At 64.0% G+C, this 25,796-nt stretch carries 20 protein-coding genes; 6 read left to right on the top strand and 14 right to left on the bottom strand.

Annotation, left to right across the window (positions count from 1 at the left end; translation table 11 throughout):
- Nucleotides 1–15: 15 nt before the first annotated feature.
- Nucleotides 16–1,536 carry an aldehyde dehydrogenase gene (locus tag P0Y58_27085; GenBank protein ID WEK30503.1) on the bottom strand — a complete coding sequence of 507 codons (1,521 nt, stop codon included), beginning with the start codon at nt 1,534–1,536 and terminating at the stop codon, nt 16–18.
- A gap of 256 nt (nt 1,537–1,792) precedes the next feature.
- On the opposite strand from P0Y58_27085, the gene P0Y58_27080 reads away from it, so the two are divergent.
- The 4 genes from P0Y58_27080 (at nt 1,793) to P0Y58_27065 (ending at nt 6,134) form a co-directional block, all read left to right on the top strand.
- Entirely contained in the window at nt 1,793–3,808 is a 2,016-nt protein-coding gene (locus P0Y58_27080) for a sigma-54-dependent Fis family transcriptional regulator (protein WEK30502.1), read from the top strand.
- A 66-nt stretch (nt 3,809–3,874) separates the two neighbouring features.
- A complete protein-coding gene (gene mpl / locus P0Y58_27075; protein WEK30501.1) occupies nt 3,875–5,224 on the top strand; it encodes a UDP-N-acetylmuramate:L-alanyl-gamma-D-glutamyl-meso-diaminopimelate ligase in 1,350 nt (449 codons plus the stop codon).
- Nucleotides 5,221–5,850, top strand: a complete 630-nt coding sequence (gene ubiX / locus P0Y58_27070; protein ID WEK30500.1) for a flavin prenyltransferase UbiX — start codon at nt 5,221–5,223, stop codon at nt 5,848–5,850. Before mpl ends, ubiX begins: the two co-directional genes overlap by 4 nt.
- The gene (locus P0Y58_27065) at nt 5,847–6,134 is read left to right on the top strand and encodes a YceK/YidQ family lipoprotein (GenBank protein WEK30499.1); all 288 of its coding nucleotides are present in this window, start codon (nt 5,847–5,849) and stop codon (nt 6,132–6,134) included. The genes ubiX and P0Y58_27065 overlap by 4 nt, the downstream gene beginning before the upstream one ends.
- Before the next feature lie 107 nt (nt 6,135–6,241).
- Here P0Y58_27065 and P0Y58_27060 read toward each other — a convergent pair whose 3' ends face one another.
- The 7 genes from P0Y58_27060 to P0Y58_27030 all read right to left on the bottom strand — a co-directional run bounded on the left by P0Y58_27060 (nt 6,242) and on the right by P0Y58_27030 (nt 14,187).
- The gene (locus P0Y58_27060; protein WEK30498.1) at nt 6,242–6,886 is read right to left on the bottom strand and encodes an oxidoreductase; all 645 of its coding nucleotides are present in this window, start codon (nt 6,884–6,886) and stop codon (nt 6,242–6,244) included.
- A gap of 27 nt (nt 6,887–6,913) precedes the next feature.
- Nucleotides 6,914–8,647: a C13 family peptidase gene (locus tag P0Y58_27055; protein ID WEK30497.1), complete on the bottom strand. Its 1,734-nt coding sequence runs from the start codon at nt 8,645–8,647 to the stop codon at nt 6,914–6,916.
- A 208-nt stretch (nt 8,648–8,855) separates the two neighbouring features.
- A complete protein-coding gene (locus tag P0Y58_27050) occupies nt 8,856–9,920 on the bottom strand; it encodes a 2,3-butanediol dehydrogenase (GenBank protein ID WEK33403.1) in 1,065 nt (354 codons plus the stop codon).
- A 52-nt stretch (nt 9,921–9,972) separates the two neighbouring features.
- Nucleotides 9,973–11,079 (bottom strand): acetoin dehydrogenase dihydrolipoyllysine-residue acetyltransferase subunit, encoded by a 1,107-nt coding sequence (locus P0Y58_27045; GenBank protein ID WEK30496.1) that lies wholly within the window; start codon nt 11,077–11,079, stop codon nt 9,973–9,975.
- Nucleotides 11,076–12,098 carry an alpha-ketoacid dehydrogenase subunit beta gene (locus P0Y58_27040; protein ID WEK30495.1) on the bottom strand — a complete coding sequence of 341 codons (1,023 nt, stop codon included), beginning with the start codon at nt 12,096–12,098 and terminating at the stop codon, nt 11,076–11,078. The genes P0Y58_27045 and P0Y58_27040 overlap by 4 nt, the downstream gene beginning before the upstream one ends.
- Before the next feature lie 33 nt (nt 12,099–12,131).
- Complete coding sequence (locus P0Y58_27035) at nt 12,132–13,109, bottom strand: thiamine pyrophosphate-dependent dehydrogenase E1 component subunit alpha (GenBank protein ID WEK30494.1); 978 nt, start codon at nt 13,107–13,109, stop codon at nt 12,132–12,134.
- Between the two features lie 22 nt (nt 13,110–13,131).
- Nucleotides 13,132–14,187 (bottom strand): NAD(+)/NADH kinase, encoded by a 1,056-nt coding sequence (locus P0Y58_27030; protein WEK30493.1) that lies wholly within the window; start codon nt 14,185–14,187, stop codon nt 13,132–13,134.
- Between the two features lie 283 nt (nt 14,188–14,470).
- On the opposite strand from P0Y58_27030, the gene P0Y58_27025 reads away from it, so the two are divergent.
- Complete coding sequence (locus P0Y58_27025; GenBank protein WEK30492.1) at nt 14,471–16,324, top strand: sigma-54-dependent Fis family transcriptional regulator; 1,854 nt, start codon at nt 14,471–14,473, stop codon at nt 16,322–16,324.
- A 206-nt stretch (nt 16,325–16,530) separates the two neighbouring features.
- On the opposite strand, the gene accC is transcribed toward P0Y58_27025, so the two are convergent.
- From accC to P0Y58_26995, 6 genes are all read right to left on the bottom strand, one after another.
- Entirely contained in the window at nt 16,531–17,886 is a 1,356-nt protein-coding gene (accC, locus tag P0Y58_27020; GenBank protein WEK30491.1) for an acetyl-CoA carboxylase biotin carboxylase subunit, read from the bottom strand.
- A gap of 17 nt (nt 17,887–17,903) precedes the next feature.
- Entirely contained in the window at nt 17,904–18,359 is a 456-nt protein-coding gene (gene accB, locus P0Y58_27015; protein ID WEK30490.1) for an acetyl-CoA carboxylase biotin carboxyl carrier protein, read from the bottom strand.
- Between the two features lie 99 nt (nt 18,360–18,458).
- Nucleotides 18,459–18,914 carry a type II 3-dehydroquinate dehydratase gene (gene aroQ, locus P0Y58_27010; protein ID WEK30489.1) on the bottom strand — a complete coding sequence of 152 codons (456 nt, stop codon included), beginning with the start codon at nt 18,912–18,914 and terminating at the stop codon, nt 18,459–18,461.
- Between the two features lie 179 nt (nt 18,915–19,093).
- Nucleotides 19,094–20,866 (bottom strand): protein-disulfide reductase DsbD, encoded by a 1,773-nt coding sequence (locus tag P0Y58_27005; GenBank protein WEK30488.1) that lies wholly within the window; start codon nt 20,864–20,866, stop codon nt 19,094–19,096.
- Between the two features lie 163 nt (nt 20,867–21,029).
- Nucleotides 21,030–22,991 (bottom strand): methyl-accepting chemotaxis protein, encoded by a 1,962-nt coding sequence (locus tag P0Y58_27000; GenBank protein ID WEK30487.1) that lies wholly within the window; start codon nt 22,989–22,991, stop codon nt 21,030–21,032.
- Nucleotides 22,992–23,121: 130 nt separating this feature from the next.
- Nucleotides 23,122–24,480: a diguanylate cyclase gene (locus P0Y58_26995; protein ID WEK30486.1), complete on the bottom strand. Its 1,359-nt coding sequence runs from the start codon at nt 24,478–24,480 to the stop codon at nt 23,122–23,124.
- A 248-nt stretch (nt 24,481–24,728) separates the two neighbouring features.
- Between P0Y58_26995 and P0Y58_26990 the strand changes: the two genes are divergently transcribed.
- A complete protein-coding gene (locus P0Y58_26990) occupies nt 24,729–25,796 on the top strand; it encodes a DUF2333 family protein (protein ID WEK30485.1) in 1,068 nt (355 codons plus the stop codon).

Raw genomic sequence — 25,796 nt, 5'->3', positions numbered from 1 at the left:
AGGCCATCCCAGGTTTTAGAAGAAGCCCAGCGGGTTGATGTCGTAGCTCACCAGCAGGTTCTTGGTCTGCTGATAGTGATCAAGCATCATCTTGTGCGTTTCACGCCCAACCCCCGACTTCTTGTACCCGCCAAACGCCGCATGCGCCGGGTACAGGTGGTAGCAGTTGGTCCAGACGCGGCCAGCCTTGATCCCACGGCCCATGCGGTAGGCACGGTTGATGTCGCGGGTCCACACGCCGGCGCCCAAGCCGAACTCGGTGTCGTTGGCAATCGCCAGGGCTTCGGCTTCGTCCTTGAAGGTGGTGACGCTGACCACCGGGCCGAAGATTTCTTCCTGGAACACGCGCATCTTGTTGTTGCCCTTGAGCAGGGTCGGCTGGATGTAGTAACCGGTGGCCAGCGAGCCTTCCAGCTTCTCGACCTTGCCGCCGGTCAGCAGCTCGGCGCCTTCTTCCTGGGCGATCTGCAGGTACGAAAGAATCTTCTCGAACTGCTGCTGCGAAGCCTGGGCGCCGACCATGGTGTCGGTGTCCAGCGGGTCGCCGCGCTTGATCTGCAGCACCTTCTTCATCACCACTTCCATGAACTGCGGGTAGATCGACTCCTGTACCAGCGCGCGCGACGGGCAGGTACACACCTCACCCTGGTTGAAGAACGCCAGCACCATGCCTTCGGCCGCTTTTTCGATGAAGCTCGGCTCGGCCTGCATGATGTCTTCGAAGTACACGTTCGGCGACTTGCCGCCCAGCTCAACGGTGGACGGGATAATGTTCTCGGCTGCGCATTTCATGATGTGCGAGCCAACCGGGGTTGAACCGGTAAAAGCGATCTTGGCGATGCGCTTGCTGGTCGCCAGGGCTTCACCGGCTTCGCGGCCAAAGCCTTGCACCACGTTGAGTACGCCAGGTGGCAGCAGGTCGCCGATCACTTCAAGCAGTACGGTGATGCCCAGTGGCGTTTGCTCGGCAGGCTTGAGCACCACACAGTTACCGGCGGCCAGCGCAGGGGCCAGCTTCCAGGCCGCCATCAGGATCGGGAAGTTCCACGGAATGATCTGCCCGACAACGCCCAGCGGCTCGTGGATGTGATAGGCCACGGTGCCTTCGTTGATTTCGGCAGCACCGCCTTCCTGGGCGCGGATGCAGCCGGCGAAATAGCGGAAGTGGTCGACGGCCAGCGGGATATCGGCGTTGAGGGTTTCGCGGATGGGCTTGCCGTTGTCCCAGGTTTCGGTAATGGCCAGCAGCTCAAGGTTCTGCTCGATGCGGTCGGCAATCCTCAGCAGCACGTTGGAGCGGTCCTGCACTGCAGTGCGGCCCCAGGCGTCGGCAGCGGCGTGGGCGGCGTCGAGTGCTTTATCGATGTCTTCGGCAGTGGAACGGGGGAATTCTGCGATCAGTTTGCCATTCACCGGGGACGTGTTGTCGAAGTACTGCCCCTTGACCGGAGCTACGAATTCGCCACCGATGTAGTTCCCGTAGCGGCTCTTGAAGGAAACCTTCGCGCCTTCGGTACCGGGATGTGCGTAACGCATGGTGTGTCTCCTGGCTGTTAGTTTTGTTGAGGAGTTGAGAAGCGTAGAGCAAAGGTTGGGCCAGCGTTTCGCACGCCAGTAAATTCAATGACTTGGGTCATCTGGATGGGTTCGGTAAGCGCTCTGTGTGCCAGCCCCGATACGCGCAGGGGTGACACTTTGTGCCATTTGCGACACGTCACGGGAGGGTGCATTGCAAAGCCTTCCCGGGTGGAGGATGCTGACGGGACTCTCTATCTGCGGAGAACTACAACAAATGCAGAGCAATCATTTCAGTCGCCATGCCCAGCAAGTCCATACCGTTGCCCATGGCGGCGCCGGGGAGGGCGGCAGTGACCCGTCCATCGCCCGCTCCTGGCTGCGGTGCCTGGAGGACTACCACCTCGACCCTGCTGTGATCGCGGCACCGGTGGTGCTTGAGCACGGGCGCCTGCTGGAAAGCCGCGAGCGCCTGCGCCAGGTGCTGCAAATTGCCGACCCTGAAATGAACAGCCTGCACCAGCAGCTGTCCGGGGCCGGCCACGCGGTGCTGTTGACCGACGCCCGCGGGGTGATCCTCAATTGCGTCAGCGCGCCTACCGAGCGGCGCAGTTTCGAGCGTGCCGGGCTGTGGCTGGGCGCCGACTGGAGCGAAGCGCGCGAAGGCACCAACGGCATCGGCACCTGCCTGGTCGAGCGCCAGGCCCTGACCATCCACCAGAACGAGCACTTCCGTGGCCGCCATACCGGCCTGACCTGCTCGGCCAGCCCGGTGTTCGACCCCCATGGTGAACTGCTGGCGGTGCTTGATGTGTCGTCGGCCAGGCCTGATGTTTCGCGCCAAAGCCAGTTCCATACCATGGCATTGGTCAACCTCTCGGCGAAGATGATCGAAAGTTGCTATTTCCTGCGCCATTACGAGCAGCATTGGCTGCTGCGTTTCCACCTGCAGGCCGAGTCGGTAGGCCTGTTCAGCGAAGGGCTGTTGGCCTTCGACGGTGACGGGCGCATCTGCGCGGCCAACCAGAGCGCGCTGAACCTGCTGGGTACCGTGCGCGGTGGCGTGTTGGGCAAACCCGTGCAGCGCTTCTTCGCCTGCAGCCACGACGAGTTGTTCAACCGCGCCATGCCCGCTGGCAGCACGATATGGCCGCTACAAACCGTGGATGGCCGCCAGGTGTTCGCCAGCCTGCGTGGCCAGGCACGTACGCCGGTGTGGTCGGTGCCAACCGCATACCGGCAGCCCGTGCGCGAAGTCGAACCGGCCATCTGCCTGCTCGACCCGGCATTGCAAAACGACTTTCGCCGCTGCGTGCGGGTCTTCGAGCGTGATGTGCCGTTGTTGCTGCGCGGCGAGACCGGCTGTGGCAAGGAGGCTTTCGCCCACGCCGTGCACCAGGCCAGTGAGCGGCGGGGCAAGCCGTTTGTCGCCATCAACTGCGCCTCGATCCCGGAGAGCCTGATCGAAAGCGAGTTGTTCGGTTACCGCGGTGGCAGTTTTACCGGCGCGCGCAAAGAGGGCATGCGCGGCAAGTTGCTGCAGGCAGACGGCGGCACCTTGCTGCTGGACGAGATCGGCGACATGCCGCTGGCCCTGCAAACCCGTCTGCTGCGGGTGCTGGAAGAACGCCAGGTGGTGCCGATTGGTGGCGAGCCGCAGGCGGTTGATGTGCGCATTGTCAGCGCTACCCACCGCGACCTGCTGGAACGGGTGGAGCAGGGCAGTTTCCGTGAGGACCTCTATTACCGCCTCAATGGCCTGGAAGTGGCATTGCCGGCGGTGCGTGAGCGCAGTGACAAGTCGCAGTTGCTGGACTTTCTGCTGCGTCAGGAGGCGCAGGGGCAGAAGGTCGAAATTGAACCTGAGGCACGGCAGGCGCTGCTCGACTTCGCCTGGCCGGGCAATGTGCGGCAGATGCGCAATGTGCTGCGGACCCTGGTGGCGCTTTGCGAAGAACCCTGTATTGCATTTTCGGATCTCCCTGCAATTGTCCAACGCAGCGCCAATCCTGTGGGAGCGGGCGCGCCCGCGAAGACGTCCTACCAGGAAATACAGGGCGAGGGCGTTGCCCTCGTTCGCGGGCTCGCCCGCTCCCACAGGTTCAGCGTTGGGCCAGGAATTGACGGTGAACCACTGGGTGCCGAGGTTTTGCAGGATGCGGAACGGCAAGCACTCATGGAGGTGCTGGAGGCAAAACACTGGCACTTGACCCGCGTCGCCGAGCACTTGGGCATCAGCCGCAATACCTTGTATCGAAAACTGCGCAAACACGGCATCACCAGGGCTGACTGAGCGAAACATCGGGTGCGATTTGTCGCGCCCTGGGCTACCCTGCCTCGATGTTTTGCGAGGTCGACCATGCATATTCACATTCTCGGTATTTGCGGCACTTTCATGGGTTCGCTGGCAGTGCTGGCCAAGGAACTTGGCCATCGCGTCACCGGCTCGGACGCCAACGTCTATCCCCCGATGAGCACCCAGCTCGAAGCCCAGGGCATCGAGTTGACCCAAGGCTATGACCCGGCCCAGCTGGACCCGGCGCCAGACCTGGTGGTCATCGGCAATGCCATGTCGCGTGGCAACCCGGCGGTGGAGTACGTGCTGAACAAGGGCCTGCCCTATGTGTCCGGCCCGCAATGGCTGGCTGACCACGTGTTGCAAGGCCGCTGGGTACTGGCCGTTGCCGGCACCCACGGCAAGACCACCACCAGCAGCATGCTGGCCTGGGTGCTGGAACATGCCGGCATGAGCCCGGGCTTCCTGATTGGCGGCGTGCCGCAGAACTTCTCGGTGTCGGCGCGCCTGGGCGATACGCCGTTCTTCGTGGTCGAAGCCGATGAGTACGACAGCGCCTTCTTCGACAAGCGCTCGAAGTTTATCCACTACCACCCACGTACCGCGATCCTCAACAACCTTGAGTTCGATCATGCGGACATTTTCCCGGACCTGGCCTCGATCGAGCGGCAGTTCCACCACCTGGTACGCACCATCCCGGGCGAGGGCCTGGTCATTCACCCCACTACCGAACAAGCGCTGGAGCGGGTGATCGGCATGGGCTGCTGGACCCCGGTGCAGACCACAGGCGTTGGTGGCCAGTGGCAGGCGCGCCTGCTCAGCCCCGACGGCTCGCGTTTCGAAGTGCTGTTCGAGGGCGAGGTCCAAGGCGTGGTGGACTGGGCAATGACTGGCCAGCACAACGTCGCCAACGCCCTCGCAACCTTGGCAGCGGCCCGCCATGTTGGCGTGGTGCCGGCCATGGGTATCGAGGGCCTCAGCGCCTTCAAGAGCGTAAAGCGGCGCATGGAAAAGGTTGCCGAAGTGCAGGGCGTGACCATCTACGATGACTTCGCCCACCACCCGACCGCCATCGCCACCACCCTCGACGGCCTGCGCAAGCGCGTTGGCGAGGCGCCGGTGATCGCCGTGATCGAGCCACGCTCCAACTCGATGAAGCTCGGCGCGCACCGTGACGGCTTGCCGGAAAGCGTCAACGACGCCGACCAGGTGATCTGGTACGCCCCGGCCAACCTCGGTTGGGACCTGGCTGCCACCGCGGCAAAGTGCAAGGTACCGAGCGTGGTGGCCGACAGCCTCGACGCGATCATCGAGCGGATCAAAGGCCAGGCACGCCCGGGCACCCACGTGGTGATCATGAGCAACGGTGGCTTTGGTGGCCTGCACGGCAAGCTGGCCGAGGCGCTGAAGTGAGCGGACCGGAACGCATCACCCTGGCCATGACGGGCGCCTCGGGCGCCCAATATGGCCTGCGCCTGCTCGATTGCCTGGTGCGCGAGGACCGCGAGGTGCATTTCCTGATCTCCAAGGCCGCGCAGTTGGTCATGGCTACCGAGACCGACGTGCTGCTGCCGGCCAAGCCCCAGGCGATGCAGGCTTTTCTCACCGAATACACCGGTGCCGCCGACGGGCAGATCCGGGTGTACGGCAAGGAAGACTGGATGTCGCCGGTAGCCTCCGGCTCCGGCGCCCCGGCGGCGATGGTGGTGGTGCCTTGTTCCACGGGCACCCTGTCGGCGATTGCCACCGGTGCCTGCAACAACCTGATCGAACGCGCTGCCGACGTTACCCTCAAGGAACGTCGCCAACTGATCCTGGTGCCGCGCGAAGCGCCGTTTTCCACTATCCATCTGGAGAACATGCTCAAGCTGTCGCAGATGGGCGCGGTGATCCTGCCGGCGGCGCCGGGCTTTTATCACCAGCCACAAACCATCGACGACCTGGTCGACTTTGTCGTGGCGCGTATCCTCAACCTGCTGGCCATTCCCCAGGACATGTTGCCGCGTTGGGGCGAGCACCACTTCGGGGTGGATGATTGAAGCGAGCGCTGTTAGGTGTGGCGGCGCTGGTGATGCTGGGTGGCTGCGCCACGGTGCGCACGCTGGATGCGGCCAAACCCGGGGCGCCGGTGGTGTATGCCGGTACCCGGCTGGATTTGTATGTGATCAATGGCGGGTGTTGCCCACGGGATCGGTTTGGTGCTGAAGCACCGGCGTACCCGGGACTGGACCTCCCGGGCAGCATGCTGCTCGATACCCTGTTACTGCCGTTGTCGTTGCTGACTGCGGCCGGTGTAGGCTTCCAGGCCACCGGCGGCCTGTGACGGCCCTTTCGCGGGCTTGCCCGCTCCCACAGGATTGTGCGCTCCTCAGTTGAACACTTTCCCTGTGGGAGCGGGCGTGCCCGCGAAGAGGCCCTTTCAGGTGAAGCTTATATCTTGCCCAGCTTGCGAAGCTCGTCCGACTCCACAACCCGCACCCCATCCTCTTCCTCCAGCGCCAGCCGCCACAGCGCCCGGGCCAGGGTGCAAGCCTCGATGCCCCGGTATTTCCCGGGTATCAGTTTGGAAAACGGCGAAGCCAGCTGCTCACTCAAACGTGGCTGAATTCGCTCGCCCAGCAGCAACGACGGCCGCACGATGGTCAGCTGCGGCCAGTCCTGCGCCTTGAGCGCCTCTTCCATTTCGCCCTTGACCCGGTTGTAGAAAATCGATGATTTCGGGTCGGCACCCAGCGCACTCACCACCAGCAAATGCCGCGCACCCATCTCCCGAGCACGCTTGCTGAACGCCACGACCATGTCCAGGTCCACTGCGCGGAAAGCCGATTCGGAGCCGGCCTGCTTCAGCGTGGTGCCCAGGCAGCAGTAGGCTATATCCACCCGCCCGGCCAACTGCGGCAGGAACACTGCCGGGTCGCCGACCGGGTTTTCCAGGTGCGGGTGCTCGGCCAGCGGCCGACGGGTCGGCGCCAGCACGCGGGTAATAGTGGGCTCGTTGAGCAGGCGGTCGAGCAGGTGTTCACCTGTCAGACCCGTGGCACCGGCAAGCAAGACATGCTGAGGCGTCAAATACATGATGTCTCTCCCTTGATACACACAAGTCTAGTGGTTGCCGGGCTTTTCTGCCTGTGGCCCCACGTTGGCCTGTGTGGCGTTACGCAACGCTTCTTCGGCCTGTTGCCGGCGCAGGTGCTGCCAGTGTTCAAGTACGGCTGGCGGTGCCCACAGCTGCGGCTCAGAGGCCTCGAAGCCTTCCCTTTGTTCTCTTTCGGCAACGCTGGCGCGTGCCAGTTCAAACGCCTGTTTCAGGTCGTCGGTCTGGTTCAGTGCTTCAGCGAACAACGCATCGCCAAAGTAGGTGAAGTCGGCCTCTTCCGAGCACCCGAAGGACACGCGGTCGGCCCGGGCGGCGGTCATGATCACTGTGCGCTCATCCTTGAGCGGGGCGATATAGCCCCCTGAATAGCAAGCCGAGATGACGATTACCTTGTCGCGGTCCTTCAGCGGCGCCAGGGCGGTGGCCAGCTCGTCGGCAGAAAGGTCGGCCAGTTGCAGGCGTGGCTGGTCGAGCACCAACTGGTGGTCCTGGCTGCCATGGCTGGTGAAGTAGATGAACACCAGGTCTTCGGGGCCGCTGCGCTCGGCCAGGGTGCTGGCGGCGCGGGTGAGGTTCTCGCGGGTGGCCATGGGGCGGGTGGCCATGTGGTCGCGGTGGTTGACCAGGGTCACCTGGCCACGGGCGCCGAAGCGCACCTTGAGCATGTTGCTGACGTAATCGGCTTCACGCAGGAACACGCTTTGCTGGCCATCGCCGGCCACTACCAGGCTGTACAGCTGGATAGGCGGCGCCGAGCGTGGCACCCGGGCCAGCGCCTCTTCCAGCAGGCGGCCCTGGTTGAGCAGGGCCAGGTCCAGTGGGTCGGGCAGCAGCTTGCCCTTTTGGTCGCGTACACGCACGCCGTTGGCCCAGGTGCCGCCTTCGACCTGGCCACTGGGCAGGGTCAGCCGCCCATGGCCGTGATAGGCATCGTTCAGAAAACCGCCGATGTAGGTGCTGCCATCGGCCAATTGCAGGCTGCCCTGGCCCGACAGGCGCCAGTCGGCGAACTCGCCCTTGTAGTGGCTGCCATCGCTGCCCAGCAGTTCGCCTTCACCCGTCAGCGAGCCGTCCTTGAATTCGCCGATCCATACATCGCCATCGGCGTTTTCGTAGCGGCCACGGCCTTCCAGGCGGTTGTCCTTGAACTCACCGATGTATTGCTCGCCGTCGACGCTGTCGTACGTACCGCTGCCTTGCAACTGGCCGTTGACGAAGCGCCCACTGAACTGGTTGCCGCTGGCATCGCTGCGTACCCCGGCGCCGTTGGGCTTGCCCTTGGCGAACAGGCCCTGGTAGCGGCTGCCGTCGGCCAGTTCCAGTTCGCCTGCGCCTTCATACAGGTCGTCCTTGAACTGGCCGCGGTAGGTCTGGTCGGCTTGCTTGAGCGTGCCTTCGCCGTCGCGCCGTCCGTGCTTGAAGGTGCCGCCGTAGTGGCTGCCCGGGGTGGTCAGGTCGCCCAGCCCCTGGAACAGCCCCTCGGCGAACTGCCCCCGGTACACCTCGCCGTTCTGGCCATGCCATTCGCCCTGGCCATGCCACTGCCCGTCCTTGAAGCCCCCGGCGTACCAGCTGCCGTTGGGGTAGTCGATACGGCCCTCGCCCTGCAGCAGGCCATCGACCACCTGCCCCCGGTAACGCCCGCCGTCGGGCAGGCGTGCGTCTGGCGGTAGCAGCGATTCGCCATCGCCACAGGCGGCGAGCAGCAGGACCAGGGTAATGGGGAGCAGTGGACGCATGGCGAGGACCGGGCAATAGGTCTGCCGAGTATGACGCAGAATGTGGGGCTGAGACAGATATGGCATAAGCGGATGGATCTTGCCCGCGCGCTTCTTTGTGGGAGCGGGCGTGCCCGCGAACACCGGCGAAGCCGGTGCCATCCACCGAGTCGCCTGCTTCGCGGGCACGCCCGCTCCCACAGGGTCCGCGTTGCTTTTTGAGGTGAGATTAGCGCCCGCCCGGCGACACGATGATCTTCACGTTCTCCTCTTTGTTGTTCACCAGTTCCTCGAAGCCCAGCTCGACAATCTGCTCCAGCCCGATCCGCCCGGTCACCAGCGGACGAATGTCCAGCCGCCCATCGGCAATGAAGGCGATCACATCGGCAAACTCGCCGTTGTAGGCCAATGCTCCCAGCACCTGCTTCTCGGTGGACACCAGTTCGAAGAAGTTGAATTCGCTAGGCTCTTCGAAAATACCCACCAGCACGCATTTGCCTGCCTTGCGGATGGTGTCGATGGCCAGCTTGGCCGTGTGCTTGTTGCCAATACACTCAAAGCTCACATCCGCCCCCAGCCCGGCGGTCAGTGCGCGGATTTCGGCCAGGGCGTCGCACTGGCTGGGGTCGAGCACCACGCTGGCGCCCACTTCCTTGGCTTTGGCCTTACGCGCCGAGGACATCTCAAGCGCAATGACCTGGGACGCGCCCGCAGCTTTGGCGCACATGATGGTGCACAGGCCGATCGTGCCGGCGCCCACCACCACCACGGTCTGGCCCAGCAAACTGCCGGCTTTCTTCACCGCATGCATGCCCACCGCCAGTGGCTCGATCAGCGCACCGGCCTCCGCCGGGAAGCCTGCCGGCAAGCGGTACAGCAAGTTGGCAGGCACATTGACCAATTCGGCGAAGGCGCCGTTGTTCATCAGGCCGGTGAAGGCCAGACGTTCGCAGATGTTGTACAGACCGTGGGTACAGTAGTAGCAGGTGCCGCAATGTTGGCAGGCGTCCGCAGCCACTGGGTCACCGATTGCAAACCCTTCCACGCCTTCGCCCAGCTTGGCGATCTGGCCGCAGAATTCGTGGCCGAGGATGCACTGGCCCTGGATGCCGGTCAGTGGGTGTGGCGCCTCTACCGGGATGAATACCGGGCCGGCGACGTACTCGTGCAGGTCGGAGCCGCATATGCCGCACCAGTCCACCTTGATCTGTACCCAGCCCGGCGCAGGGTCGGCTGGCAAAGGCACCTGTTCGACGCGAATGTCGTTGCGGCCATGCCAGACGGCGGCGCGCATATGGGTGTGGCTCAGGTCATTCATTGTTGTTCTCCAGGCTCACGCAAAGGGCTTAGTGCTTGCGCAGGAACGCAAGTAATTGCTGGTTGACCTGTTCGGCCGCCTCCATCTGCACCATGTGGCCGGCCTCCGGCAGCACCAGCACTTCTGCCTCCAGCCCTTGCGCATGGCTGGCCGGAATAATCGCGTCCTTGCCGCCCCACACCACCAGTGCCGGATGCTGCCCCAACACCCCGCGCAGGTCGTGGCGCTGCCGGTCGCCATCGGCGATGGCCGATGCCAGTTGGTGCAGTGCGTCACCAACACCTTCCAGGCGCTTGAACTTGAGCATGTCTTCCAGCATTTGCCGGGTCACCAGCGCCGGGTCGGCAAACAATTGCACCATCTGCGGTTTGAGCGCATTGCGGTTGGCGGCGGTGACGAAACCTTGCAGGTACTGCCCGTTGATCGCTTCGCCCAGACCGGCGCTGGCCACCAGGCTCAGGCTCGCCACCCGCTGCGGCGCCAGGCGTGCCACGTTGAGGCTTACCGCGCCGCCCATGGAATGGCCCGCCAGGTGGGCCTTGGGGATGTCCAGGTGGTCGAGCAGGGCCAGCACGGTTTCGCTCAGCTCATCCAGGTCGCCACGTTGCAGCGCTTTGGCCGACTCGCCGTGCCCCGGCAGGTCCAGGGCTATCACACGGCGTTCGGCGGCCAGCGCCGGGTGGTTGAACAGCCAGTTGTTGAGGTCTCCACCAAAACCGTGCACCAGGAGCAGTGGCGTGCCGCCTTCACCCAATTCGAACCAGCGCAGCAAGCGGCCGCCAACCTCGGCTTTTTGCGGGGCCGGCCCCTGGGCCTGATCGGCGCCCCCTTCGGCGACGAACTCGGCCTGGAAGCGCTGTACCACCGCATCAATCTCGGATTCCTCAGCTTCGCCTTCCACCACCACTGCCAGCAGCGCGCCGACCGGCAGGGTTTCATCCGGCCTGGCCACCTGACGGCGCAGGACACCACTGAACGGGGCTTCGACGCTGCTGCTGATCTTGTCGGTCTCGACGTCCAGCACTTCGTCGCCCTTGTTGATTACGTCACCTTCCTGCTTGAGCCAGGTGTCCACCCGGCCCTCGGTCATCGACAGGCCCCATTTGGGCATGGTCAGCGTGTGGATCTGGCTCATGCGGCACTCCTTGCGGCTTCGATCACCTTGCGCACGGCCGCCTCGATCTTCGCCGCGTCAGGGATGTACAGGTCTTCCAGTGCGTCGGAGAACGGCACCGGGGTGTGCGGTGCGGTGACCATTTCGATCGGGCCCTTGAGTGCGCTGAAGGCCTTTTGCGCCACCAGCGCGCTGATGTCGGTGGCCATCGAGCAGCGCGGGTTGGCTTCGTCGATCACCACCAGGCGGCCGGTTTTTTCCACGCTTTCCAGAATGCTGTCTTCGTCCAGCGGGCTGGTAGTGCGCAGGTCCAGCACTTCGCAATCGACGCCCTGGCGGGCCAGGTTGTTGGCGGCTTCAAGTGCCACGTGGACCATGCGGCCATAGGTGACCAAGGTCACGTCGTCACCATCACGCAGGAAGTTGGCCTCGCCGAACGGCACGGTGTACACCTCTTCCGGCACCTCGCCCTGCATGCTGTACAGCAACTTGTGCTCGCAGAAGATCACCGGGTCGTTGTCGCGGATTGCCTGTATCAACAGGCCCTTGGCGTCGTACGGCGACGACGGGCACACCACTTTCAGGCCGGGGATGTGCGTCCACAGCGAAGTCAGCATCTGCGAGTGCTGGGCCGCCGCACGAAGGCCCGCACCGTACATGGTGCGCATCACCAGCGGGGTAACCGCCTTGCCGCCAAACATGTAGCGGAACTTGGCGGCCTGGTTGAGGATCTGGTCCAGGCAGCAGCCGGCAAAGTCGACGAACATCAGTTCACACACCGGGCGCAGGCCTTGGGTGGCGGCCCCGACAGCGGCGCCGACGTAGCCGATTTCCGACAGCGGTGCGTCCAGCACGCGGCCAGGGAACTGGTGGTACAGGCCCTTGGTCACGCCCAGCACGCCACCCCAGGCGTCATCCTCGCCGGGTGCACCGGCGCCGCCGGCGACGTCTTCGCCAATGATGAACACCGTGTTGTCGCGGCGCATTTCCTGGGCCAGTGCTTCGTTGATGGCCTGCTGGTAGCTGATCTTTCTTGCCATGGTGGTTCTCCTGTTGTTCTTGTAATCCGCGGCTCAGGGGTAGCTGACGTACACGTCGGTGAGCAGGTCGGCGGGCTGTGGCTTGGGATCGGACTTGGCGCGGCGCACGGCGTCCTCGATCAGGTCCTCGATACGTGCGTCGACGGCGTCCAGTTGCTCGGCAGTGAGCAGGCCGGCGCGGGTGGTCTTGTTGCGGAACTGCATCAGGCAGTCGCGGGATTCGCGCAGGTTCTTCACCTCATCCGGGGCGCGGTAGGTTTGCGCATCGCCTTCGAAGTGGCCGTAGTAGCGGCTGAGCTTGACCTCGATCAGCGACGGCCCTTGCCCGGCGCGGGCGCGCTCGATGGCGGCCCCGGCGGCCTCGTACACGGCAAAGAAGTCGAAACCGTCGATGGTGACGCCCGGCATGCCAAAGCCGGCAGCGCGATCGGCAATGTGGTCGCAGGCGACCGACCAGTTAGAGGCGGTGGCCTCGGCATAGCCGTTGTTCTCGGCCACGAAGATGCACGGCAGGTTCATGATCGACGCCATGTTCATGGCTTCGAACACCGCACCCTCGTTGGAAGCACCATCGCCGAAGAAGGCCACCGACACGTCGTCACGGCCCTTGAGTTTGGCCGCCAATGCCGCCCCGGCCACCAGCGGTGCGCCGGCACCGACGATGCCGTTGGCACCGAGCATGCCTTTTTCCAGGTCGGCAATGTGCATCGAACCGCCCTTGCCGCCGCACACGCCGGTTTTCTTGCCATAGATCTCGGCCATCATGCCGTACACATCCACACCCTTGGCGATGCAGTGGCCATGGCCACGGTGGGTCGAGGCAATGCAGTCACTGTCGCGCAGGTGGGCCATGACCCCGGCCGCGGAGGCTTCTTCGCCGGCATACAGGTGGACGAAACCGGGAATCTCGCCAGTGGCGAATTCCACGTGCAGGCGTTCTTCAAAGGCGCGGATGGTGCGCATCACCTCATAGGCATGCAGCAGTTGTTCGGTACTGAGTTGATTGGACATCTTGTTGTTCTCCAGGGTTGTCTCAACGCGGGTTTGCAGGGTGCTGCCGGTGGCCGCGCGGCACGGCCAGCAGGTGATGGCGGGCGGCATGCGCCAGTACGGCCTCGACATCCACGCTTAGCGGGCCTTGGTGGTCGAGGGTGATGGTGGGCGTGTCGTGCCCGGCGAATTCGATTTCGCGCTCGCCGTCCAGAGCCAGGGTGCCGCTGGCCAGGCTCAGGCGATAGGCGACGCCGGGCGTCAGCGGGCCGCTGGCAGTGATGCCACAGGCTTGCAGCAGACCGGGTGCCAGGGGTGCCAGCAGCGCCTGTTCGGCACCGGGGTTCAAGCGTACCCAGGCGCCATGCGGGTCTTGGCGCGACACCGGGCACCACAGCCCGCACAGGGCTGACAGGCCAATGGCATGGGGTTCGGCGAAACAGGCGAAGACTTCGCAGATGTCCTCGCTGCGGCTTAGCGCACGAGCACCGATAAAACGCTGCGGCGACACCGCCACTTCGACCAAGGCCCATTCAGCCAGCTGCTGCTCAGGCACTTTCACCAGCAGGCGCTTGTTGCGGCGCAGGCCGATGCTGGCGGGTACCCGGCCACTGGCGAGCAAGCCGCCAGCCAGGCCGGCGCTGGTGGCTTCGCGCAATTCGGGGAAGGCATTGTTGGTGCCGGTGGACAACGTCAGCAACGGCACGTCACCGGCCTCAGCGGCGACCGCCTTGTGGGTGCCGTCGCCACCGAGCACGGCGATCATTGCCACGCCGCGCTCGACCATGCGCCGGGTGGCCAGGCGGGTATCGGCAACGGTCTGGGTCAGCGGCAGGTCGAGTATTTCGATGGCCGGCCAGTGCTGGTCACGGGCGGCGGGGCCCTGGCTGGCCTTTAGCACGGCGGCGGCGATGCCGGTCATGTCGCTTGGCAGCAGTACCTGGCCGATGCCGGTGGCACCGAAAGCGGCCAGCAGGCGCTGGATCGCCGAGGCCTTGTCGGTGCTCGAATAGAGCCCGGCATTGGCGGTCAGGCGGCGCAGGTCGCGGCCAGAGGCTGGGTTGGCAATGATCCCGACGGTCGGGGCGGGTAGCGGCATGGCGCACCTCGTATTTTTGTTTGCAAGGGTAGGAGCAAGCGCGGTGCCAGCTTTTCAAGGCTTGGCTGAAGTGCTTGTGTCAGAGCGGTTTGGTCACGTTCAGGCACGTGCCCATGGCGGCATTGGCGAGACGCTGGGTGCCAGCGCAGGGCTGAAGAGGCCGAGACGTTGAGACGCAGCGTCTCAAGCCGGCCGGTAATCACACAGTGCTTGTCGGGGCATGCGTGGAAGCGCTTAATGGCCAGACAACGATAAAAACAGCAACGAGAACCGGAGGGCCTGAATGCTTGCCGCGAACTCCCGAGCCCATGTCGACTGCGTCAGCCGGGTGCTGAAGAATGCCGACCGCCTGCCACAGGCACCGGTACCAGCGCTGATCCTCGATTCATGGCGCCGTTCCATGGAGCTGTACCGCCTCGACCCCGGCTCCCAGCAGGGGCCGCGCATCCTGTCCCAAAGCCTGCTCAACGAATGCCGCGAACGCGCTGAACTGTTCCTGCGGATCGCCAGCGATGCTGTGGCGCGCTTGCACGAACGGGTGCGCGGCGCCGACTACTGCGTGCTGCTGACCGACGCCCAGGGGCGCACCATCGATTACCGGGTCGAATCGGCCATCCGCAATGACTGCCGCAAGGCCGGGCTGTACCTGGGCACCTGTTGGTCGGAGGGCGAGGAGGGCACCTGCGGCGTGGCGGCGGTGCTGACCAGCAAAGCTCCGATCACTGTGCACAAGCGCGATCACTTCCGCGCAGCCTTCATCGGCCTGACCTGCACCGCAGCGCCAGTGTTCGACCCGCAGGGCGAGTTGCTGGGCGTGGTGGATGTCTCGGCCTTGCAGTCACCGGACGACCGTCGTAGCCAGCACCTGATCCGCCAGTTGGTCGAGCAGACCGCCCGTGAAATCGAAAACGCCTTCTTCATGCACAGCGCCCAGGGCCACTGGGTGATGCGCGCCCACGGCACACCGGGTTATGTGGAAAGCCAGCCCGACTACCTGCTGGCCTGGGACACCGACGGCCGCTTGCAGGCCATCAACAGCCTGGCACGGCAACGGCTGGTGCAGCACCTGGGGCGTTTGCCCGAGCACATTGGCGAGTTGTTCGACATGGGCCAGCTGCGGCGCGTCAACACCTCGTCCGCCCAGCGCCTGCCGGGCCTGGGTGGGCTGTATGGACGGGTCAGCGCCCCGCAGCAGCGCCAGCGCACGCAGCCCCTACAGCAGGCTCAGGACGCTCGCATCGAGCAGCATTTGCGGCTGGCCACGCGGGTCAAGGACTGCAACCTGGCGGTGCTGGTCCAAGGCGAGACAGGGGCCGGCAAAGAAGTGTTTGCCCGCCAGTTGCACCAGCAAAGCCAGCGCCGCGATGGCCCGTTTGTCACGCTGAACTGCGCCGCCATTCCGGAAAACCTGATCGAGAGCGAGCTGTTCGGTTATGTGGCCGGGGCTTTTACCGGTGCCTCCAGCAAAGGCATGCAGGGGCTGTTGCAGCAGGCCGATGGCGGCACCCTGTTCCTCGACGAGATCGGCGACATGCCGCTGAACCTGCAAACCCGGCTGCTGCGCGTACTGGCCGAAGGCGAAGTGGCGCCGCTAGGTGCGGCACGGCGCGAGCGGGTGGATATCCAGGTGATTTGCGCGACCCACCGCGACCTGGCGACGATGGTAGCGGACGGTCGTTTTCGTGAGGACCTGTACTTCCGCCTGGCCAATGCCCGGTTCGAGCTGCCGCCGCTGCGTGAGCGCGAAGACCGACTGGGGCTGATTCACCAGCTGTTGGCAGAAGAGGCCGAAGCCTGTGCGGTCGAGGTGGTATTGGTGGATGCTGTGTTGCAGGCGCTGCTGGTTTATCGCTGGCCGGGGAACCTGCGCCAACTTCGGCAAGTGTTGCGGTATGCCTGTGCGGTGAGTGAAGGCGGGCAAGTGCAGTTACAGGACTTGCCGCAAGAGGTGCGCGGTGACGCGGTTGTCTCGGCTGAAAGCGGCGTGTCTTGCCCGGCCCGGCAGTTGTTGCTGGATGCGCTGATTCGTCATCGCTGGAAGCCGGCTGATGCGGCGCGGGCGTTGGGCATTTCGCGGGCGACGCTGTATCGACGGGTGCATGAACACCGCATCGAGATGCCCCGGATGAAGGTATAGCCCTGACGCTGTCCCCTGTAGGAGCGGCCTTGTGTCGAGAAAGGGCCGCAGAGCGGCCCCGGCGATATCTGCGGCGAAGCTGAAATCGTGGGGCCGCTGCGCGCCCCATCGCGACACAAGGCCGCTCCTACAGGGGTTGTGAGCTGCTGGCGGGCAATAAAAAACCCCGGCACTGGGCCGGGGTTTTGGTACATCACACTACTCGATCAATCCTGGTTAGCCAGTTTGTGCTCGAGGTAGTGAATGTTGACGCCGCCTTTGCAGAAACCTTCATCACGCACCAGGTCGCGGTGCAGCGGGATGTTGGTCTTGATGCCGTCGACGACGATCTCGTCCAGGGCATTGCGCATGCGCGCCATGGCTTCGTCGCGGTCCTTGCCGTAGGTGATCAGCTTGCCGATCAGCGAGTCGTAGTTCGGCGGAACCGAATAACCGCTGTACAGGTGCGAATCGACGCGCACGCCGTTGCCACCCGGGGCGTGGAAGTGCTTCACCTTGCCTGGGCTCGGGATGAACTTCTTCGGGTCTTCGGCGTTGATCCGGCACTCCAGCGAGTGACCACGGATCACCACGTCTTCCTGACGGTACGACAGCTTGTTGCCAGCGGCGATGCTGAGCATCTCCTTGACGATGTCGATGCCAGTGACCATTTCCGACACCGGATGCTCAACCTGTACGCGGGTGTTCATCTCGATGAAGTAGAAGCTGCCGTTTTCGTACAGGAACTCGAAGGTGCCTGCACCCCGGTAGCCGATTTCGATGCAGGCATCGACGCAACGCTTGAAGACTTGCTGACGGGCCTTCTCGTCGATGCCCGGGGCCGGCGCTTCTTCCAGCACCTTCTGGTGACGGCGCTGCAGCGAGCAGTCACGGTCGCCCAGGTGAATGGCATTGCCCTGGCCATCAGACAGTACCTGCACTTCCACGTGACGTGGGTTGGTCAGGAACTTCTCGAGGTACACCATCGGGTTGCCGAACGCAGCACCGGCTTCGGTACGGGTGAGCTTGGCCGAGGCGATCAGGTCCTCTTCCTTGTGCACCACGCGCATGCCGCGACCACCACCGCCACCGGCGGCCTTGATGATCACCGGGTAGCCGACGTCACGGGCAATCGCCAGCGCGACTTCTTCGTCTTCCGGCAGCGGGCCTTCACAGCCCGGTACGGTCGGTACGCCCGATTTGATCATTGCGGCCTTGGCCGAAACCTTGTCGCCCATCAGGCGAATGGTGTCAGCTTTAGGGCCGATGAAGGCAAAACCGGATTTTTCGACCTGCTCGGCAAAGTCGGCGTTTTCAGCCAGGAAGCCGTAGCCCGGGTGGATCGCGGTGGCGCCGGTTACTTCGGCGGCAGCGATGATTGCCGGGATATGCAGGTAGGAGTTCTTGGATGGCGCGGGGCCGATGCAGACCGACTCGTCTGCCAGGCCCAGGTGCATCAGTTCGCGGTCAGCCGTGGAGTGCACGGCGACGGTCTTGATGCCCAGCTCTTTGCAGGCACGCAGGATCCGCAGGGCAATTTCCCCGCGGTTGGCGATCAGGACTTTTTCGAGCTTCGCAGACATCGTGGGCTCTCCGCGATTCAAACGATGGTGAACAGCGGCTGGTCGAATTCAACCGGCTGGCCGTCTTCTACCAGGATGGCGTCGATCACACCGCCGAAATCAGATTCGATGTGGTTCATCATCTTCATGGCTTCGACGATGCACAGGGTGTCGCCTTTTTTCACCGACTGGCCAACTTCAGCGAAGTTTGGCGAGGTTGGCGATGGCTTGCGGTAGAAGGTACCGACCATCGGCGAGCGAACCACGGTGCCTTTCAAGGCCGGGGCAGCTGGAGCAGCTTCGGCGACAGGCGCGGCAGCAACCGGAGCAGCTACTGGAGCAGCCATCGGGGCTGGTGCGTAGAACTGCTGGGCAGCTGGGGTCTTGCTGTTACGGCTGATACGGACCGACTCTTCGCCTTCCTTGATCTCCAGCTCGTCGATGCCAGACTCTTCCAGCAGCTCGATCAGTTTCTTGACTTTACGGATATCCATTAATCATCAACTCCCAAAGGTTCGGTCAGGGGGCGAAATACAAAAAAACGTATCGATACGTTTCTATCGAACCCTGGCCCACTGAGGCCAGGGTTTTCATCATTTGGGCTGTGCGTTGGCAGCCAGTTGTTCCAGTGCAGACTCCAGTGCCAGGCGGTAACCGCTGGCGCCCAGGCCGCAGATCACCCCTACGGCAACATCGGAAAAGTAGGAGTGGTGACGGAACGGTTCGCGTTTGTGCACGTTGGACAAATGCACTTCGATGAATGGGATGCTCACCGCAAGCAATGCGTCACGTAATGCGACGCTTGTGTGGGTGAAAGCAGCCGGATTGATCAGGATGAAGTCCACACCCTCGTTGCGTGCGGCGTGAATGCGGTCGATCAGTTCGTATTCGGCATTGCTCTGCAGGTATTGCAGATGGTGGCCTGCGGCGCGGGCACGTTGCTCCAGGTCCTGGTTGATCTGGGCCAGGGTCACGGCGCCGTAATGGCCAGGCTCGCGGGTACCGAGCAGGTTGAGGTTGGGGCCGTGGAGCACCAGTAGCGTTGCCATCTGCGGATTCCTTGGATTTGTAGGGCAATTCGACACAGCGCGGCGAGTGTGCCGTAAAGCGACGGCAAGTGTCCAGTTCCCGGCAATAGCCAGCACGATGTCCGAGATTCGCGCGAAGTATGTGACCAAATAATTAAATCTGGTCACCTATTTCAGGATTTTTCCCGGCACGCGGGAAGTTATAGACCGACTTTGCCACGCACGCGTGTCAGATTTTGCGCAAATTCACCGGCGTTTATCTCGCCAATCACCCGATCAGCGGTAATTTCGCCGCCGTTCGCTGCAAAAAACAGCAGGGCTGGCGGGCCGAACAGCTGGTAGCGGTCGAGCAGTTTGCGCTGCTCGGCATTGCTCTCGGTGATGTCGAACCGCAGCAGCTTGAAGCCGGCCAGCTGGGCCTGCACCTGCGGGGTGTTGAGCACGTCGTGCTCGATCACCTTGCAGCTGATGCACCAGTCGGCGTACCAGTCCAGCAGCACCGGCTGGCCGGCCGCCTTGGCCTGGTCCAGTGCGGCGTCCAGTGCCGTGGGGGTGGTGATGGTCTGCCAGGCATCGGCCTTTGCCGCCAGGCTGTTGCCGGTGGCCGCAACTGTTGCAACGGGCAGCGGGCGAAGCGGGTCGCCCTGGCCGCTGAGGGCGCCGTACCAGCAGGCCAGCGCGTACACCAGCAAGGCCAGGCCGAGCAGTTGCGCCAGGCGCTGGCGTGCGGTTTTGACCACCAACTCCAGCGCGCCGAGGAACAGCGCCACGCCAGCGGCGAGGAAACCCACCAGCAGCAAGGTTACAGGGCCCGGCAGCACGCGGCTGAGCAAGCCGATGGCCAGCCCCAGCAGCAGTACGCCGATGGCGTTTTTCACCGTGTTCATCCACGGGCCGCTTTTCGGCAGCCAGGCCGCGCCACCGGTGGCCACCAGCAACAAGGGTGCACCCATGCCCAGGCCCAGGGCGAACAGCTTGAGTGCGCCGCCCAAGGCATCGCCACTGGCACTGATATACAGCAGGGCGCCAGCCAGAGGGGCTGACACACAAGGCGAAACCAGCAGGCTGGAGAGCACACCCAGCACCGCCGCGCCTAGCAACGAGCCGCCCCGCGTATGGTTGGCGACGTTGTTCAGGCGGTTGCTCAGGGCCTGTGGCAGCTTCAGCTCGAACAGGCCGAACATGGCCAGGGCGAATACCACGAAGAACAGGGCGAAGGGCACCAGCACCCAGGCCGATTGCAGGCGCGCCTGCAGGTTCAGGCCAGCGCCGAACAGGCCCATCAGCGCGCCGAGCGCGGCGAAGCTGGCCGCCATCGGCAGCACGTACGCCAGCGACAGCGCCAGCCCGCGCAGGCCGCCAACCTGGCCGCGCAGCACGACGCCAGACAGGATCGGCAGCATCGGCAGTACGCACGGGGTGAAGGTCAGGCCGACCCCGGCAAGGAAGAACAACAGCAGCGATTTCCAGCTCCAGCCGTGTTCGGCAGTTGCCGGGGCGTTGGCATCGCCTTCGCCGTCGATACTCAGGCGTGCGGTTTCCGGTGGGTAGCACAGGCCTTTGTCGGCGCAGCCCTGGTAGCCCACCAGCAGGGTGAAGGCACGCGGGTCGGTGCGCGGCAGCTCGATGTCGAGCACGCCGTGGTACACCTCGACGTCGCCGAAAAATTCATCGTGCTTGGCCTCGCCCTTGGGGATGTTTGGCGTGCCCAGGGCGATGTCTGCCGGCTCGGTGTGGAACTGGAATCGATGGCGGTAGAGGTAGTAGCCCTCGGTGGCAACGAAACGCAATTTGAGGGTTTGTGCATCGGCCTGGACCAGGCTGAGCTTGAAGGCCTCGTGCACGGGCAGGAAGTCGGCATTGTTGGCCAGTGAAGCGGCGCCGAGGGTGGCGCTGGGGCGGTTGTCGAGCAGGCCTGTGGCGAAGGCAGGGCTGGCCAGCAGCAGGAACAGCAGGAAAAACAGGCGGCGCATGGCGGACTCGCGAGGTGGAACGTGCCGGGCATGATAGCGGAGTTGGTGGGGGGTTGGGCCAGCAGTGCTTGCCATGACATCTTTATTGCCTAGGAGATCGAGCGCCGCCCGCGCGGCGCTCGATCTTCCAGGCGCTGAACCTGTCATGGCGAACACCTGCGGATCAAACCCTGAATGCCCGCACCGCCCGGTTCAGCTCATCGCCCAGGCTCAGCAACTGCTCCCCTTGCTCACGCCCCTCGCCAATGCGCTGCAGGTTGTCTTCGCCCAGCTCGTGAATCCGCTCACTGTGGTCACGAATTTCACTCACCGCGCCACTCTGCTGCGCGGTGACATCGGCAATGCGCACCGCTGTGTCGGAAATGGTCCGTATGGCAAAGACAATCTCATCCAGCGCCCCATCTGCCGCCTGGGCCTGGTTGGCCGTGGCCTCGGCATGCTCAAGCTGCGCACGCATCCCCGCCACCGAACCTTTCGCCGCTTGCTGCAGGCGGTCGATCAGTGCCTGGATCTCGCCGGTAGCCCCCGTGGTGCGCTGCGCCAGCGATCGCACTTCATCGGCCACCACGGCAAACCCCCGGCCCATCTCACCCGCACGGGCCGCTTCGATCGCGGCGTTCAGCGCCAGCAGGTTGGTCTGCTCGGCAATCGAGCGGATCACCGTCAACACGCCGCCAATGGTCGCCGACTCTTCCGCCAATTGCTCGATCATGCGGGCATTGCCTTGCACTTCATCGACCAGCTCGCGCAAGCCTGACAGGCTCTGGCCAATCACTGCCTGGCCTTGCTCCACTGCGCGCCCGGCGTTGCGGCTGGCATCGGCGGCGGCGCTGGCATCCCCCGCCACTTGCTGAATGGTCGCTTCCAGTTCGCCCAAGGCATCACGTATCTGCCCGGTGTCGCCCGCCTGGCGCTCGGCGCCGTCGTGCAGGGCGGCGCTCATGCCGGCCAGGGCGTTACTGCTGCCAGCTACCTGCTCGGCGTTGTGGCGGATGGTACCTACCAGCTCTACCAGGTACTGGCGCAGGCGGTTGAGCGATTCCTGGATATCGTGCAGTTCGCGGTTGGTCTTGCCCAGGGCGATGGCCTGGGCGAAGTCGCCCTCGGCCCAGCGCGACAGGGCCGGGGCCAGGCCGGTCAGGGTGCGTGCCAGGCGCCGTTGCAGGGTATCGATCAGCAGGGCGATCAGCAGGATCAGGGCGATCATCAGGCCCTGGATGATACGCACCTCGGCGGCAATTTTCGCATGCTGGCTACGTACTTCGGGCTCCAACGCTGCGATGGCTAGCTGCACGGCTTCCAGGCGTTGATTGGTGCTGGCGGCCAAGGCGGCGCGGCGTTCGATCTGTTCGCGGGTGCGTTGCAGTTCGGCCGGGTAGCGGCCGAGCAGGCTCTGCAATTCACGTTTCAGGCCCACGGCAATGTCTTCCTGCTGGGCGCTGGCCTGGGTTTCCAGGCCCATCATGGCGGCGAAGTCGTCGGCACCGGATTCGGCTGCACGGGTCACGCCCAGCAACGGCAGGCTGTCGATGGCTTGCGCCTGGGTGCGGATCAGTTGCAGTTCACGCTCTACTTCATCGGCCAGCTCCGGGCGGCCGCTGCTGACCAGCTTGTCCCGAGCCAGCGAAAGGCGGCTCAGGTGCACAGTGGCGTCGAGCAATGGCAACAGGTAGCCGTTGGCATCGGCGCTGCCGCTGTCACGGGCGTAGGCGGCCAGTTGTTCGAAGTTGGCCCCCAGTTCCCGCTCGGCCTGCAGCAGCAGGGCTTGCGGATCACCGGCCAGTTTACCGGCGGCCAGCAGCTCGTTGGCGGTGAAGGCCTGCAGGCTGTCGAGGCTGGGGCGCAGTTTGCCGGCCAGTTCGGTGGGCCACTCGGTCAGGGAGGCCTGCAGCTGCTGGTTGGCCTCCATGGCGGCGGCATGGCGCAGGGCATCGCCGCTGCCCAGGTAGGCCTGAATGTTACGTGCTGCCTGGTTCTGGAACTGCTGGGACAGGCCCAGGTAACGTTCCATCATCTGGTAGGGGCGCTCCAGGGCACGCTGCGACCACCACAGGGTGGCGCCCAGGGCGAGGCACACCGTCACCAGCAACAGGGTGTTGAAATTGGTCAGCCACTTCAGGCGCATAGCTGCGAACTTCCTGCGCAGGGGAGAGGCGGCTGAAGTTATTGCGATTTTGTGACGTGGTGATGACGACAGGGGCTTGGCGTCAGAAAAAAGTGGCACAGTGCCTGTATCGGTTTTGCCTGTGCCAGCCTTAAGGCTCTACGCGTACTACGCAGTTCCGCCCGGCATGCTTGGCCCGGTACAGCGCCTCGTCCGCCGCACTGGCCATGGTCAGTGCATCCAGCACCTCATCCAGTTGCACCACGCCGGCACTGAAGGTGCACTGCAAATCCCGTGGTTGTGCGGGGTAGAGGATCTCGGCAAAGCGCCGACGTATCTCGTCCAGCACCTTGTGTGCAGCGTCCAGCGCAGTATTGGGCATGACAATGGCGAACTCTTCACCGCCATAACGGCCAATGAAATCGGTCTTGCGCAAGCGCTGCTTGAGGAACAGCGCCAGGCTCTTGATCACACGGTCGCCCATGGGGTGGCCGTGGCGGTCGTTGATCTTCTTGAAATGGTCGATGTCGAGCATGGCAAAGCTCAACGGCTGCTGCTCGCGGCGGGCGCGGAAGCTGCAGTCTTCCAGCAGTTGCAGGATGTGGGTGTGGTTGTACAGCCCGGTCAGGCTGTCGCGCACCATGCGCGCCTTCAGGTGCCGGGCCCGGGCGGCACGGTTGCGCACGGTGGTGATCAGGTGGCGTGAGCGAAACGGCTTGGTCAGAAAATCATCACCCCCTTCGCTCATGGCATCCAGCTGCTTGTCCAGGTCGTCCTCGGCAGACAGGTAGATGATCGGCACGCTTACATAGCGGTCGCTGTGGCGGATCACTTTGGCCAGTTCCGGGCCGGTGCAGGCAGGCATGTACAGGTCGAGGATGATCAGGTCGGGCTGAAAGTCGGCAAGCTCGGCCATGGTGCGGATCGGGTCGGTCAGGCAACGGGTGACCATGCCGGCGCTGGCCAGCACGCGTTCGGTGTGCAGGGCCTGGGTGCGCGAGTCGTCGATGATCAGCACGCGCAGGGGGTCATGCGGGGTAGCGTTGGTCAGCAGTTCGACCTTTTCCAGCAGGCTGGAAGCCTCCAGGCTGCCGGTGAGAAAGTCCTGGCCACCGGCGCGCACCGCAGCAAGGCGGGTCGGGGTGTCGGCTTCGTGGTGGCTGAAGAACAGCAGCGGAATCGATTGCGCCAGCCCCTGCTGCACCTGGGCAGCCAACAGCAGGCCTTGGCCGGCACCGGTGAAGTCGACATCCATGATGATGGCCGAGGGCGGGTATTCGCTGATCGAGGCGAGAAACGCCGCAGCACCGGGCAGTGCTTGCACCACCAGGCCAAAGAACTCCAGTTGCTGGGCCAGGCGCTGGGCACGCTCATGATCCTGCAGCAGGATGTACACCGGCTTGCGCAGGGGTGGCAGCAGCAGCTGGTTGAGCGGGTCGTCCTTGCGCAGGCCGGTACGCGTCAGCTGTTGGGCGGGGCACTGCGGGCGCGGCTCGACTGCTTGGCTCATGTCCTGGCTACTTATAGGTTGGGATATGCAGGGGCAATGATGGCTCTATGCTAGCAGCTCTTTTCAAATACGTGACTGCCCTGTATCAACAAAGCCTGCAGAACGAATATTCAGTTACTGACTGATTGGTCGCTTATGCGTACGGTGGTGTCTGCTTTATAGTGCTGCCACGCGGGCTTGCCGTGGCACCCTGGCGCAGGCCTGTGGTCAAAGCCCCTGAACCGTCGTGACTGATTAAGGACAAAGCCATGCTGGACTGGAAAAACCGCGAGGCCAAAGCCGAGCCCCGTGAGCGTGTCGACGGCCGCGGCGCTGCCGCCCGTAGCTACCTTGGCGGCCTTTGGAGCCGTGCCCTGGGGACCCTGATCGGGTTGTACCTGCTGGTGTGCATCGGCCTGGGCTGGTACTGGAGCCAGGAGCCGGAGCTGTTCCCGGTGCAGCAGAATGCCCAGGCTGCCGCTGAGCGCGGTGGCCAGCAGATGGTGGTGGGCTACACCACCATCGAAACCCTCAAGACCGTGGCCGGCACCTTGCTGAACAAGCCAGGCGGCTACATCTCCAACGACCGCTTCCCGCCAGGCCTGTGGATGGACAACATGCCGAGCTGGGAATACGGCGTGCTGGTCCAGGTACGCGACCTGTCCCGCGCCTTGCGCAAGGACTTCGCGCGTTCGCAGTCGCAGTCCACTGAGGACGCCGACCTGGCCAAGGCCGAACCGCGCTTCAACTTCGACAACAAGAGCTGGATCTTGCCATCGAGCGAATCGGAGTTCGAAGAGGGCATCAAGTCGCTGAACCGCTACCAGACCCGCCTGGCAGCCGGCGACAAGGGCGCGATCTTCTATACCCGTGCCGACAACCTGAACAACTGGTTGGGTGACGTCGCCACGCGTCTCGGCTCGCTGTCGCAGCGCTTGTCGGCCAGCGTTGGCCGGGTCAAGCTCAACAGCACCCTGAAGACCGAGTCGGTGGTCGCCGGCCAGGCGCCGCAGCTGGACGAAGAGCTGGTCGAAACGCCATGGCTGCAGATCGACAACGTGTTCTACGAAGCCCGTGGCCAGGCCTGGGCGCTGTCGCACCTGCTGCGCGCCATCGAGGTGGACTTTGCCGATGTGCTGGCGAAGAAGAATGCCACCGTCAGCGTGCGCCAGATCATCCGTGAGCTGGAAGCCTCGCAAGAGCCGCTGTGGAGCCCGATGGTACTCAACGGCAGTGGCTTCGGCATGTGGGCCAACCACTCGCTGGTCATGGCCAACTACATTTCCCGGGCCAACGCCGCGGTGATCGACCTGCGTCAGCTGCTGTCGCAGGGTTGA

The organism is Candidatus Pseudomonas phytovorans, from assembly GCA_029202525.1.
Lineage (GTDB): Bacteria > Pseudomonadota > Gammaproteobacteria > Pseudomonadales > Pseudomonadaceae > Aquipseudomonas > Aquipseudomonas phytovorans.
Note: the sequence above shows the minus strand (reverse complement) of the source record. Positions and strands in the feature narration are given on the sequence as shown.